A 14,059-nucleotide genomic window follows, 5' to 3' on the forward strand; every position below is an offset into this window, starting at 1 on the left:
AACCCCATTACTACCCATATTTATGTCCATTTTTAAATTTTTAACTGAAGATCCCTGTTGAAATAATTTTAAACTATTTTTTTAAAAAAATCAAATAGGCATTAGTTGAGTTAAAAATGGAGAACCCAAAGCAAATGCTAAAAAGACTATTCCCATTCCCATTTTGATTTTTTTGGATATTTTACCGGTGTTCTCCAGGGACTGGTCTTTCAATATGGATATTGCAGAAGAAATGAAAACAACAATTGCCACTATGAGAATTATCAGATAGAACAGGTTGAATATCCCCACTAAATAGAGTACTGGGCTGGTTATGCTGGCAATGATCATGAAAAATGCTGCAATTATGGATGAAGTTCGGGTACCATAGACCAGGGGAAGGGTGGTGGCGCCTTCTTCCCTATCACCCTCCATATCCTCCATGTCCTTGACAATTTCCCGGGCCATAGTCATTAAAAAGGCATAAAAACCTAAGTAAATGGAAACCATTATCTGCCCCACGGCTATACCTCCAAAAACAAAGCAAAGCCCGGTTAAAAAGGAGATGCTCAAGTTTCCAATTAAACATTTTGTCTTAAGGTCACGGGCATAAAAAACCATTAAAATGGAACTTAAAAATGCGATCATTCCCAGTAAAAAGTTGATGGAGAATGCCAGGATTATCCCCACCAGGAATAATGAGAGGGAGTAAATAAGTGCGGTTTTTAAGGATATTCTCCCGGAGGGAATTGGTCGTTCTGGTTTGTTGATGGCATCGATTTTATGGTCAAAATAGTCATTAATACTATTCCCTGCCCCGGTTACAATGAAAACTACCACTGCTGCCATTAAAACTTCAAATGTGAATTGGCCACTGATTACTGCCATTAAGAAAATGGCTATAACCGCCATTATTGCATTTCCAGGTCTTAATATCTCTAAGTAGGGATTCATAATTATACACTCAATCCTTCAAGTTTTAGTATTCCAATTATCGGTGCATTTTTGGTTAGAATTAATTTTAAGTAAGATGTATTGGGAAATTATTTCCTATTAAAATTATATTTCCTATTATAATCTATTTGAATAGTTTTAATAAATAGCCATTATGAGTAAATAGTCATTAAAACATTGCTATTTAGGATTCTTGATAATTGATAATCCAATAATTCGGGAGAGTTAATTGATGTTATTTTTCATCATCATTTTCATCATGTTTTGCTGATTTTCTGGACATTTCCATTAGTTCCAAACGGCATTTTCCCAGTTCCCTCTTCATCAACATCAGTTTCAGCCATAAAGACACAGCTAAAGCCAGGAAAATGAACACCAGGATCAGTAAAAATCCGGTTATTATACCAGCGGCCATTGCCTGCCACAGGATGGTGAATCCGTAAACTAGGTAAAAAACCGCACCTATCACTCCTATTATGAGTGTTAGGATTATCACTATTTTCAATATCTTAAAAAGCTGTTCAGTTTCCATATTTTCGCCGAAGAATATTATTATGGATTTTAATTTATGAATTTAATTTATGGATAACTAATGATTTTAATTTATGGATTTAATGGGAGATTTGTTATAATTTTATTATGGACCTTGCCCAATAAAATACTATACCGATATTACAACTAATTATAAACAGTTATTTGAATCAGTTTATTATTTAAATCACCCCATTACCTGAGGATACATGTCTTTAAATCATATACCCGAACTTCTAGCTCCTGCAGGCTCTATTGAATCATTTAAAGCCGCAGTTAATGCTGGGGCGGATGCAGTTTACATTTCAGGTAAAAGGTTCGGTGCCCGGCAATTTGCCCGGAATTTCAGCCAGGATGAAATGGAACATGCCATAGAATACGCTCATTTACGTGGCGTTAAGGTATATGTGACTGTAAACACCCTGGTGAAGGAATCTGAACTTCCACTGGTAGCACGGAATCTTTTAGAAATTTACAGTTCAGGGGCCGATGCAATTATTGTGCAGGATCTGGGCGTTGCCCGGCTTGCCAAACAACTGGTACCTCACCTTGATCTGCACTGTTCTACCCAGATGACCATCCATAACCCGCAGGGGGTTAATTGGGCTGCTGAAAATGATTTTAAAAGGGTGGTTCTTGCCAGGGAGATGTCACTGGAAGATATCAAAAAAACTGCCAGACAAATCCCCCGTAAAATAGAACTAGAAGTATTTGCTCACGGAGCAATCTGCTATTCATATTCCGGCCAATGTCTCATTTCATCTTTCATAGGGGGCAGAAGTGGTAATCGGGGCATGTGCGCCCAACCATGCCGTAAAAAATACCAGTTAATCACTGGAAATACCGATAAATATGGGAAATACCAGGAAGGAAGAGAAATCCCCCTAAAGGATCATTACCTCCTTTCAACCAGGGATCTGGCAATTTATTCCCATCTTGACCGCATATCAGAGGCACCAGTGGATTCTATAAAAATAGAAGGTAGAATGAGACCCCCTGAGTACGTGGCCAATGTGGTTAAGGTCTACCGGGAAGCATTGGATTCTATAGCCCGGGGACAATGGAAAGTACGGGAAGAAGATGTTTCCAATCTTAAAATGTCCTTCAACAGAGGTACAACCAAGGGCTGGTTGATGGGAGCATCCTACCAGTCAATGATGGGGAGGAGTAATCCTGGTAATAGGGGTTTATACTTGGGTAAAGTGGTAAACTACGATAAAAAGAATGGCCGGACAATTTTAAAAATCAAAACTAAAGTTAATCCTGAAAAAGGAGATGGGATTCTTTTTAAACAACCCCATAATGAGGGAAAATCTGATAATTTATGGGGAACCATTCTTGAATATTCCCCAGAAGTTAAAAAAGATTATTTATCCTTAAAACTTAGAAAAAAAGTTGAAATTGGAAGTAGTGTTTATATAACCCGTAGGAAATCCCTAATTGATTGGGCTAACCATTTGGTGAGTAATCCCCAGCTACCCCACCAGATCTCCCTGGATCTTCAGATAGATTGGAACCGGGAAATGGTTCCCATTATCAAGGTTACTGCATCACCAGCCTGGCAGGATAATAATGTTGAAATTGAATTTAAAGCTGATTTTGCAATGGAAAAAGCAATTAAACAACCATTATCACAGGAGACTATTATCAAGCAGTTGAAAAAAACTGGTGGTACTCCATTCCTCATCCGGAGTATATCCCTAAATTATCCTGGAGATTTATTTACACCCATTGGTAATTTGAACCATTTAAGAAGACAGATTTTGCAGAGAATCCAGGATAAAATCCTGAAAACAAATAAACCATCTGCAAAGGATATTAAATCCATCAGGACCCAATTTTCCCAGTTAACAAAGGATTTCAATTTGGAAGAATCTGTATTGGAAGAATCTTCCCAGGAAAGGTATTCTTTGAAAAAAGAGTCAATGGCTTTGAAAGATAAGCCAATCTTTACTTTGAAAGATGGTCCCATTATTAACCAAACTGATTCTGGTGAAAAAATTTCACGGCCCATTAATCTGGCCATCTACGTGGATGGTATCCCTTCAGTGGAAGCCGCTCTTCAAGCCGGATGCCGAAGGATCTACTTCCAACCAAAAATAGAGGTAAACACTGAAGGGAAATCCCCTCATGCCTGTTTAAAACATAGTCATGATTACAAGGCTTATTTTTATAGGATGGACCTGTTAATTAGGGAAGCCGCCACCCTTTGCCAGGATTATGGATCAGATTTAGTATGGAAATGGCCGGATATTACCAGCAGAATGTTTATTTCTGGTGCAATCCATCTCCTGAATAATTTACCCCAAAAATCTATCTCCGGAGTGATGTTTGGAGGAATTGGTGCTCTATGGGCCTTGCAAAATAATTCTTACCCAGTTAACCTCCATGGTTCAGGAAGTATGAATATCTGGAACCACTTGACAGTAGAACAACTACTATCTCCCCATGTGTCATCCTTAAAAAGCATTACCCTATCGCCAGAACTTCCAAGGGAGGAGTTAAAAAAGGTGGTTTTGAAGATCCAAAGTATTGTGCCCCATTGTGAACTTGAATTCATGGTTCAGGGGAATTTAGAGGCATTGGTAAGTGAAGACTGTCTTCTTCAAGTAATGGGTGATGAAATGTTCGTTGAAAAATTCAATGACCCCCATCAGTTTCTGGGAATAAAGGATATAAAAAACAGGATATTCCCAGTGGAAATTGATGCAGAGTGCAGGACCCATATTTCAAATTCTGTGGAATTATGTCACCTTGATCACATCCCCTCTCTCCAGGATATGGGTTTTGGCCATTTGGTGATTGATTCCCGGAATAAACCAGTTGATTATGTCCTAACCATGTTGTCAACCTACCAGAAGGCCTTGGAATTAACCTCCCAGCAGGGCTCCCAGTTGGGGAAGAAATTGAACTCACTTAAAAAAAAGGTGAAAAAAATATCCAATGGAGGAATTACCAGTGGTAATTTCTTGAGGGGTGTAAATGATGATTATTAACCAAATTTTTTCATCAACATTTTATTTGCCCCTTTACTAAGAAATTCAATGCTGTTTTACAATGGCAAATTCAGCCATTGGAATACTCCCATCATTTTTAAAGCAATATAAACCAGTAATGCTGCGAATATATATTTCAGTTTTTCACCGGGGAGCCTGTGAGCTGCTTTAACTCCCAATAAAGCCATTGGGATGCTAGTTGCGGCCAAAACCAGGAATTGTAATAGGTTAACGTATCCCAGTGAATATGGGGGTAAACCAGTGGCGTTAATTCCGGTGAAGATGTAGGTTATAATTCCACCTATGGATGCGAATACAATGAAGGCCGTGGATGTTCCAATGGCCTTGTGTATGGGGAATTTCAGGAGAAGGTTAAGTAGTGGCACCATGACTACTCCCCCACCAATGCCCAGTAGTCCTGAGGAAAAGCCCCCCATAAAACCCCATAAAAGGTAGGATTGTCTGGTGTTAGAGGGGTTTTCAATTATTTCAGGATAACTGGATCCCAACATCCACAGGGCACTTCCTAAAGCCAGTAACCCAAATATGAAACTTAATATGCTAGCGGGAGTGTAACTGGAAATACTTGCACCCACCACCCCACCTATTAACCCGGTTAATCCCAGGAGGATTGCTGGACCTACCAGAACTGCCCCCCTGCGCCAGTGACCCCATGCTCCGTTCAGGGCTGTGGGTAGGATTACAGTAAGACTGGTGGCAAAAGCCATTCTAAGTGAGGTGTCTGGATCGAGACCTATAGCTGTGAAAAGGAAGTACTGGACCGGCACCATTATAAAACCTCCCCCTACCCCCAGGAGACCAGAAGCAAATCCCACAAAAGCACCGGTGGACAGAAGAATTAATATGTATACGATTAAATCCATTAAACCCCTTTCCTTATGGTTGAAACATTCCAAAAGTTATAATTATAGTCATATTATCATTTTTGTTACTTTTAAAATTTTATCCAAACCAAACCATTATTATTAAAAACAAAATAAATAATAAATATTTAATCAATGATAATTTTTCAGTTAATTATAATCATACCCCTTCAATTATTTGATTCCCCCTACCAGATTTTAAACAATTTAAACAATCTTTATATCCGGAGGAACATAGTAAAAAGTTAGTCAAGTACAAATATCAGGTTAATTAATAGTAGTCATTTAAGTAAGTGTAAAAGTACGGTGGTATATTGGATTTACGTGATATCAAAGGCATAGGTGATAAGTTAGCCTCCCGGATCATTAACCATTTCGGTAGTCAGGAAGAATTCCTCCAGGCTGCAGGCAACTACGATGTTTACCGCCTGGCAAGTATGGAAGGGGTTAGCCAACGCCGTGCAGTGGAGATCATCAATGCTGTTCTGGGAAATCCAACTGAAGAGTTTCTAAAAACTGAAAGAGCTGTTCAAATCTATGAAGAAATAATTCAGTCCATATTAAAGTATGCCAACACAGAATATGCTAAAAATCGAGTTCTACTCCTGAGTCCGGGTAAAAACAAAGCGAAGATTCAAGAAAATCTTAACATGGTTATGGCTGCTAAAGAAAAAGTAGCCCAACTTCCTCGAGATGATCTTAAAGCCCTGTTTAGAAATGTAAATCCTAGCAGCACTTCCAAACCAAGATATGATACTTCAAAAGCAATACTGGTAGAGTCTAATGAAGATTATACCCGTTTAATGGATCGTCAGCTTAATCAACACGCCCAAATACTCAATATCCAGGAAGTGGGGAGTCTGGATGAATTTGAACTGGTGGTGTACATCTACCGTGAGGGTATTTTGGAACTGGATGAAACATCCAACCTGGTCATGGTTAACTGTGACTCAGAAGATCTGGAGATCATTCCCGAAATAGTTTTATCTTATTATCATAAAAATCAGGCTCTTCTGGAAAATATTCTAAAAATCAGGCAAATACTGCAGTATCCATCTGTTTTGGGGGATGTTTTAAGGATAATGGATTCAATTGAAAATTCTCCTATTGATGAAAAAGTGTTTGACACCGCTGTGAACCAGGCTAAGGACCATGCTGATAGGAAACTGGAAGAAGCCATTAAAAAGGTTGATCTTTCGGGTGAGGAAGTCTTAGACCTTTTGAATAAGGGCATGTCTCCAAAAATTCAGGAAATCTTTGATGAAATCCTTAAAGAAGCAGTTAAAAAAATTAAAGAATATACTGGAATAAGTTTCGATCCTTTTATTCAGAAATATCCTCTTGAAATAGATGAACAGGAACTGGAAAGAGTTAAAAAACGAGAAGTTGGTAAAAAAGAGGTTAAAGCCTTTGAAGAGAGAGTTAAGGTGGCATCTCAACTGCAACTACTCAAGGGTGATGTAGAAATGGAAATACAAGAAGTGCTGGAATTTGATTATCAGTTCACCCTGGGATGTTTCGCCTTTTATCATGATTTACGCCCACCCCAAATGGGTGATGGGTTCCGCTTCAAGGAAGGATTGCACTTGAATTTAGCAAGGGAAGATCCTTCCAGGGTGCAGAGGATCAATTATTCCCTGGAATCCCCAGATAATGTGGTTCTCCTCACCGGGGCCAACAGTGGAGGTAAAACCACCCTCCTGGAGACCCTGGCCCAGATCAGTATCATGAGCCATATGGGATTACCTGTGTGCGCCAGAGAGGCCCAGGTGAAACTGATTGATGAACTATACTTCTTCAGTAAAAAACGTTCCCTTGATGCTGGGGCTTTTGAATCATTCCTGAGCACTTTCATGCCAATTGTGGTTCGTGAAGAAGATAAATTAATTCTCCTGGATGAATTGGAAGCCATAACTGAACTGGAAGCTGCAGTGAAAATTATTTCTAGCTTTATAGATTTCATACAGGATTCAAAATCCTTTGCAATCATTGTAACCCACATGGCCAGAGAAATACTTAAAACCACCAATGTAAGGGTGGATGGTATTGAGGCCCAGGGATTGGATGATGAATATAACCTGATTGTGGATCGTACCCCCAGGATGAACTACTTCGCCAGAAGCACCCCCGAACTGATACTGAGAATGGTTCACCAGAGATCAGATGGTAAGTTAAAGGATATCTATGGGAAAATGCTGGAAAGATTCTAGTGGTAAGTTAATATCTTAATAAACAAGATAATCCTTGAGATTATAGATTATAATAGTTCAGAAGAAAAAAAGGATTATTAGAAGAATAATATTAAAGAACGCCTTAAATATAAACTCCTGATCCCACCAGATAAGTTTGATTCTGGTAATTTGCCCTTTTTATATAGGTTATCTTAATTGAAGGTGTTATTTCACCCGGTTTGGGCCACATATATTCCACCCATCCACTTCCGTTTATGGCGGCTTTAATGAAGAGCTGGCCAATGGGTTTTCCATCAGAATCAACCAGATCCGTCATGTTCTTACCCTCACCACTTGGATCTGGCGGGTAAACCACCCGAATCCCATCTAACCCCCATACAAAAACATAACTGTCATTGTGAACCCATGATGAACTGCGAAGCTCTGGAAATGCGTTTTCACCCTTTTCTTCAATGAGTTGAACTGCCTGATCCACCAGGGTGACCAGTTCAGTTTTTTGCTTATTTTCAAATTGTCCCTGGAAAAATAGGCCTGCCACAACCACTAAAACCATGGAAATAACAACGACTAATTTAGTTTTATTCATTTAAAACCCCCACACATAATTACTCCTTAAATCCCTGGACACATTGGCCCCCTTTCCATCTGATTATCCATAAGTTATTTCTCTAATTTTTTCTTTATATAAATATGAATTGAGTTTGAAATTTTATAATTCTATTTTGTGAGTTTTATATCTAAATGTATAAAACTATAGGTTAGTCTAATTCACTTACTTTGAGTTTCAATACCCTAAATTAAATCAGCTAAAACAACAATACTATAATACATAACCTGTTTTTGATAACATATCACATATTAGGCCGGAGTGTTGGTCAATGAGTTCCATCCTTGATCTGGAAAAAATGGAGAAATATCTCCTAGAAACTGATGAATCATCCTATGATCTTCTTAAACAGATTTATCACACCCATTATGGGATTGGAACCCAGATAATCCCTGATTCATTCATATCCAAAACTCAGAAGTATTTTGGGGGTCGGGATTCTGAGGGTAACCTTGTTGAATCAGAGGAGGATGTTCTCGGCCGGATCAAACAACAGAAAATAATTAAAATCCGCAATAAGTGGACTGGTGAAGAGGCTCTTTTTAATTCTTTACGGGCAGATAGGCCAGGAATAAGAAAAAACTACCAGGATAAGGAAATAAATTATTTGAAAAAACTTATATCCAGCTCAAAAAAAGATTGTGACTTCTGTAAGTCCATTCAGCACACTCCTGAGGATTCTTTCGGCAGAATACAGGGAGAACATTCCATAACTGCAGCCAATATAGCAAAATATGATGTTTGGAGCAGTTTAGTTATATTTAATAATCATAACCCCCTTGAATTTAATCTGGAGGAATTCAGGGATTATCTAAAAACAAGTTTTTCCTGGTTTAAACAGGTACACCAGGACCATCAATTCTATAAATATCCATTCTTTGTTTGGAATTGTCTGCCCAGGGCCGGGGCCTCCCAAGTCCATGGCCACTGCCAGATACTGATGGGTGATGAACCTTACTCCCGGGTGAAAAATCTGGTAAATGCAGCCATGAATTACAGTAGAGAAACTGGTTCTCTCTACTTCCAGGACATGTATAAAGTGCACCAAATATTGGGACTTTCTGGAAAGCAGGGAAAAGTCCGATTTTTCTGTAATTTAACCCCTGTGAAAGAGAAAGAAGTTATGATTATATCACACCAGAACCCATTCTTAAATAAAACTGTAAATGAAACTATTTTTAAGATTGTCCGGTGTTTCATAGATGACCTGGAAGTTTATAGTTTCAACCTGTCAATATCCTGCCCAGCAATGGATAATAAGGAGGAATTTCCCTACATTATCCGGATGGTGGACCGAGGCAGTTTACTGAAGAACACTGCCGACATTGGTGGAATGGAACTCTACGGAAGTGTAGTGGTAGCGGATGATCCCTACAAGGTGATTGAATCTTTAAACAATGATTTGATTTAAAATAATGGATTGAATAGAAGAAAATCAAATCTAAAAAAAAGATTGGATTTAAAATGAGTTTAAAAAAGGATTGGATTTAAAATGAGTTTAAAAAAGGATTTGATTTAAAAGAAGGATGAATTTAAAATAAATGAGTTTTAATAGGGATTGAATTTTAAAAAGGGTATAAATACAATTCCCAGGGAATAATTGTTAGTGAAAGGGAGTGGTTCGGTGACCAAGTATCTTTTTGATAATTTAAAACATCTCGAGACATTCAAATATGACAGTTCCACTGCTATTGTGACTGATATTGATGGAACTATCAGTGAAATAGCCCCCACCCCTACTGAAGCACTGGTAACAGACTCCATGAGAGAGGAACTGGTTAAACTCCATAGAAAATTCTCGTTAGTGGCAGTGGTTAGTGGCAGGTCCGTTCTAAATGCCCGTGAAATGGTGGATGTGGACGGACTCCTCTATGTAGGTAACCACGGGATGGAATTTTTGGAAAATGGTAAGATCTCCCTCTATCCCGAAGTGGAGAAATATCTCCCCCAAATGAAACAGGCCGGCCAAAAACTTCAAAAAGGTGACTTATCACATATTGATGGTTTACTATTTGAAGATAAGGGAATTTGCTTTTCCGTACATTACCGTTTAGCCTCACAATCTGAAAATGTTCGTGGGAAAATATTACACAACATTAAAAACGATCCTGACTGTGAAAAACTCAAAATATCAGAAGGACGCCAGTTAGTTGAACTTAAACCACCGTTAAGCTGTGATAAAGGCACTATTTTAGAAAATATTATCCAAGAATACAATCTAAAAAAGATTATTTATTTAGGAGACGATATAACTGATTTGGATGCGTTCAAAAGATTAAAGGTTCTTGAAAATCAGGGAGAACTTAGGGGGGCAGGTGTTTTGGTATGCTCAAGTGAGATACCACATGATGTTAAAAAAGGTTCATCCTACTATGTCAATGGCGTGGATGAGGTTCTTAAATTTTTTCAATGGCTTTCAAACTAATTAAGCTGTTATAATAGTCTAAAAAACTGATTAAGGGCTAAATTAAGGGTTAAATAGATAATTGTATTTATGATGAAAAATACAATAATAGTTATGATAAAGGCAGTGTTAATGGCCGGAGGTAAGGGGAGCAGAATCCGTCCCCTGACTTTATCCCGACCGAAACCAATGATCCCCGTGGCCAACAGACCAATGATTGAATACATTGTGGACAGAATAAAGAAATCTGGTTGTAATGACTTAGTGGTTACCTTAAGCTACCTTAAAAATCAGATCAAATCTTTGCTCAGTGAGAAATATCCCGAAATGAATATTAATTATTCTGTTGAAAATAGTCCTTTGGGAACTGCAGGAGGAGTTAAAAAAGCAGCCCAGCATATAAAGGATACATTTTTTGTTTTAAGTGGGGATGTGCTGGTTGATGTAGATTTAAATAAATTACTGGAATTCCACCAGAGGAAAAAGGCACTAGCCACGGTGGTGTTAACTCCGGTTGATGATCCCAGCCATTTTGGCATAGCTGTGCTGGATGAAGAAAATCAGATCATTAAATTCAAGGAAAAACCAGCAGCTTCAGAAGTTTTCAGTAAAATCGCCAACACCGGCACATATATCATGGAACCAGAAATTCTGGATTATATAGATACTGCTGATAAAGGAGAAATTGACTTTTCCAAAGACGTTTTCCCCCCATTAATAGAGAAAAAAGCAGGAATATATGGGTTCATATTTGAAGGTTACTGGAATGATGTGGGAAGACCTAAAACCTATCTGCAAGCAAACTATGATGTTCTCCACCACAAAATAACACCCCCACCCAGTGGTAAGCCTCTGAAAGAAGGTGTTGGTAGATTAGGGCAGATACTGGTGGGAGAACATGTGAAGATACATGAGAATGCGCGTTTAATTGGACCCCTGGTAATAGGGGATGGTTGTATCATAGGAAAAGGAGCCATCGTAGGGAGGGAAACTGTTCTGGGAGAAAATGTGCGCCTGGAAGAAAATTCCACAGTTAAAGGCTCTGTAATTTTTTCAGATAGCATAATTCAAAACAGTTCATATCTCAAGGATTGCATTGTGGATTCCAACTGCCGTATTGAAAGAGGGAGTTTTATTGAAAATGGAGCAGTATTGGGCGGTTCTGTCCGCTTAGGACCCCACAGTAGAGTTGGTTCAGAAAGATACATATCCAATAGTAACGTGATCTTACCCCAATCCATGGTGGACTCAGACTACCCCATTGTAACTTAACCTGTGTCTATTAACCCAATTTAAATTATAATTGATTATATTAATCGTGAAATGGTACTCGAGGAACTTAAAATGTCAAGGTACGTGCAGAATATTAGAGGAGTTGTTAATTTTGAGATCACCAATAAATTCGCCTCTCACCTGGGGACTATTGTAGGGAATTATGTTGGTCCGGAAAAAAGAGTGGTGGTAGGCCGGGATTTGAATGTGCCCTCCCAGATGATCAAAAGATCCATTACCACCGGACTCATGGCTGCAGGTGTCGATGTAATTGACTTCGGAGTTGCCCCCATTCCAGTGATACACTACAGTCGAGAGTTCTACAATGCCAATGTCATGATCACCATTAGTAAATCTCATTTAAGGCCTGAAGATGTGGATATAAAGATATTCAGTGATCATGAAATTCCCCTAGAACAGAGGCATGCTGATAAAGTTTCCTGGAATCAGATAGGTACCCTAAGATATGTTCATGAATACCGGGAAAAATATATTAAAGGAGTTTTGGATGAAATTGACGTATCTGCCATTAATAAGAAATCTTTTTTAATTGTTTTAGACTGTGAAGGTGGTGATATGCCCTTTGCCCCCCAGCTACTTCATAAAATAAATTGTGAAACAGTTTTGATTGGCTGTAATGAAAACACCCTGGAAGGTGATTTCCCTGAACCCAGCCCTAAAAGAATATCACTAGTTTCAGAGCTTACAACCGCCATTGGCGCTGATATGGGTGTTTTACTTGATAACGATCATGACCGGGCTGTTTTCATTGATCAAAATGGGAACATGATCCGGGACCAGACTGTGCTGGGTATCTTCGCCAAATATATTCTGGAAAATAACCCCAATGGCACTGTAGTTTCTTCAGTAGTTGCATCCCAGTCTGTGGATGAAATGGTAATAAAAAATGGGGGAAAAATCATCAAAACCTCGGTTAATACTGTTTTAAACGAGATTGAAGATTCTGAGGCAATATTCGGGGGTGACGAACCAGGGATGTATGTTTTCCCAGAATTTCAGAATTGTTTTGATGCCATCTTTTCGGTTATGAAAATGCTGGAAATACTGGCCAAAAAGGATACCACACTATCCAAACTGGCCCGGGAAATAAAAGAATACAATAGGACGGTTTTCACTATTGAATGTGAACATGACAAGAAGTATGAAGTTATGGACGCATTCAAAACTAAATTCGAATCAGGTGAGGAGATTAACGTGGTGGATGGGGTCAGAGTGGATTTGGAAGATTCATTCATATTGATCAGACCCTCCAGATTCGAACCTTTGATAAGAGTTTACATAGAATCAAAATCAGCAGAAAAATTGCAAAAATTAACTGAATCCGTTCAAACCATGATTGAAAAGGTGTAATATAATTAAAAGACGTAAGATGATGATTGAATGGCCTAATTTGATTGAAAGGGTGTAATGATTTCTAATGAGTTACCATATTAAATATTCCATTATACTGGTCATGAAACGTCTTTTGGATGGTGTTTAGATGAATCTTCCCAATCAGAAAAAGATTTTAGAGTTTTTAAAGGATAAAAATTTTATTGTAGCCTCTAACAGAGGCCCGGTGGAGTTTTACAAAAAAAATAGTGAAATAGAGATGAAAAGAGGGGCCGGAGGTCTTGTTTCCACATTGCTCCCCCTCATGGAAACCTTAAACGGTGTCTGGATTGCCAGTGCCATGACTCTGGGAGATGTGGAAGTGGCCAAACAGTTCCCTGATAATCGAGTTCCCATTCCTGAAGGTAATCCCCAGTTCTGGGTCCCATTTGTGGTGGTGGACAGGCACCGTTATGAAGATTATTACAGCATAATAAGTAATCCACTTCTCTGGTTTGTACAACACTACATGTGGAACAATCCCTACACCCCAGATATTGATGATGAGATGCACAATGCATGGGAACAGGGTTACGTGTACCTCAATAGGAAGTTTGCAGATAAAATTCTTTCAGAAAGCAAGAGGAATGAAAAAGAACCACTGATAATGTTACAGGATTATCATTTATATTTGTGCCCTACCTATATCCGTGAAAAACTTAAAAAAACCTTTTTAAGCCAGTTTATTCACATACCCTGGCCTCAAACTGAATATTTCAGCATTATACCAGAGTACATGCGGAAATCAATTGTGGAGGGGCTTTTATCCAACAACCTTCTGGGATTCCATATACCCCGCTATGTTACCAATTTCCTTCAGGCCTGTGAAAAATACGCAGATGAGGTGA

The 14,059-nt window shown here is 38.6% G+C and carries 11 protein-coding genes (1 of these 11 only partly in view); 7 read left to right on the forward strand and 4 right to left on the reverse strand.

Annotation, left to right across the window (positions count from 1 at the left end; translation table 11 throughout):
• Positions 1 to 90: 90 nt before the first annotated feature.
• A complete protein-coding gene (locus tag BK009_RS06545; RefSeq protein WP_100909276.1) occupies positions 91 to 933 on the reverse strand; it encodes a UbiA family prenyltransferase in 843 nt (280 codons plus the stop codon).
• Positions 934 to 1,168: 235 nt separating this feature from the next.
• Entirely contained in the window at positions 1,169 to 1,465 is a 297-nt protein-coding gene (locus BK009_RS06550) for a hypothetical protein (RefSeq protein WP_100905750.1), read from the reverse strand.
• Positions 1,466 to 1,673: 208 nt separating this feature from the next.
• On the opposite strand from BK009_RS06550, the gene BK009_RS06555 reads away from it, so the two are divergent.
• Positions 1,674 to 4,460: a U32 family peptidase gene (locus BK009_RS06555; RefSeq protein ID WP_100909277.1), complete on the forward strand. Its 2,787-nt coding sequence runs from the start codon at positions 1,674 to 1,676 to the stop codon at positions 4,458 to 4,460.
• Between the two features lie 56 nt (positions 4,461 to 4,516).
• Here BK009_RS06555 and BK009_RS06560 read toward each other — a convergent pair whose 3' ends face one another.
• Positions 4,517 to 5,344 (reverse strand): sulfite exporter TauE/SafE family protein, encoded by an 828-nt coding sequence (locus BK009_RS06560; protein WP_100909278.1) that lies wholly within the window; start codon positions 5,342 to 5,344, stop codon positions 4,517 to 4,519.
• A gap of 314 nt (positions 5,345 to 5,658) precedes the next feature.
• Here BK009_RS06560 and BK009_RS06565 point away from each other — a divergent pair, with 314 nt between their 5' ends.
• A complete protein-coding gene (locus tag BK009_RS06565; RefSeq protein ID WP_100909279.1) occupies positions 5,659 to 7,554 on the forward strand; it encodes a MutS-related protein in 1,896 nt (631 codons plus the stop codon).
• Positions 7,555 to 7,657: 103 nt separating this feature from the next.
• On the opposite strand, the gene BK009_RS06570 is transcribed toward BK009_RS06565, so the two are convergent.
• Positions 7,658 to 8,122 (reverse strand): cache domain-containing protein, encoded by a 465-nt coding sequence (locus BK009_RS06570; RefSeq protein WP_100906977.1) that lies wholly within the window; start codon positions 8,120 to 8,122, stop codon positions 7,658 to 7,660.
• A gap of 292 nt (positions 8,123 to 8,414) precedes the next feature.
• On the opposite strand from BK009_RS06570, the gene BK009_RS06575 reads away from it, so the two are divergent.
• The 5 genes from BK009_RS06575 to BK009_RS06595 all read left to right on the forward strand — a co-directional run.
• Positions 8,415 to 9,554, forward strand: coding sequence for a hypothetical protein (locus BK009_RS06575; protein ID WP_100906978.1), 1,140 nt, complete (start codon positions 8,415 to 8,417; stop codon positions 9,552 to 9,554).
• Between the two features lie 195 nt (positions 9,555 to 9,749).
• Complete coding sequence (otsB, locus tag BK009_RS06580) at positions 9,750 to 10,568, forward strand: trehalose-phosphatase (protein WP_236951052.1); 819 nt, start codon at positions 9,750 to 9,752, stop codon at positions 10,566 to 10,568.
• 69 nt (positions 10,569 to 10,637) lie between these two features.
• The gene (locus BK009_RS06585) at positions 10,638 to 11,819 is read left to right on the forward strand and encodes a sugar phosphate nucleotidyltransferase (RefSeq protein WP_100909280.1); all 1,182 of its coding nucleotides are present in this window, start codon (positions 10,638 to 10,640) and stop codon (positions 11,817 to 11,819) included.
• A 72-nt stretch (positions 11,820 to 11,891) separates the two neighbouring features.
• Positions 11,892 to 13,190, forward strand: coding sequence for a phosphomannomutase (locus BK009_RS06590; protein WP_169923159.1), 1,299 nt, complete (start codon positions 11,892 to 11,894; stop codon positions 13,188 to 13,190).
• Positions 13,191 to 13,320: 130 nt separating this feature from the next.
• Positions 13,321 to 14,059: the 5' end (the start) of an alpha,alpha-trehalose-phosphate synthase (UDP-forming) gene (locus BK009_RS06595; protein ID WP_100905741.1), read on the forward strand. 767 nt of this gene lie beyond the right edge of the window; 739 of the gene's 1,506 nt are visible here — the first part of the coding sequence; it begins with the start codon at positions 13,321 to 13,323; its stop codon lies off the right edge, out of view.

Source organism: Methanobacterium subterraneum (assembly GCF_002813695.1).
In the GTDB taxonomy this organism is placed as follows: domain Archaea; phylum Methanobacteriota; class Methanobacteria; order Methanobacteriales; family Methanobacteriaceae; genus Methanobacterium; species Methanobacterium subterraneum.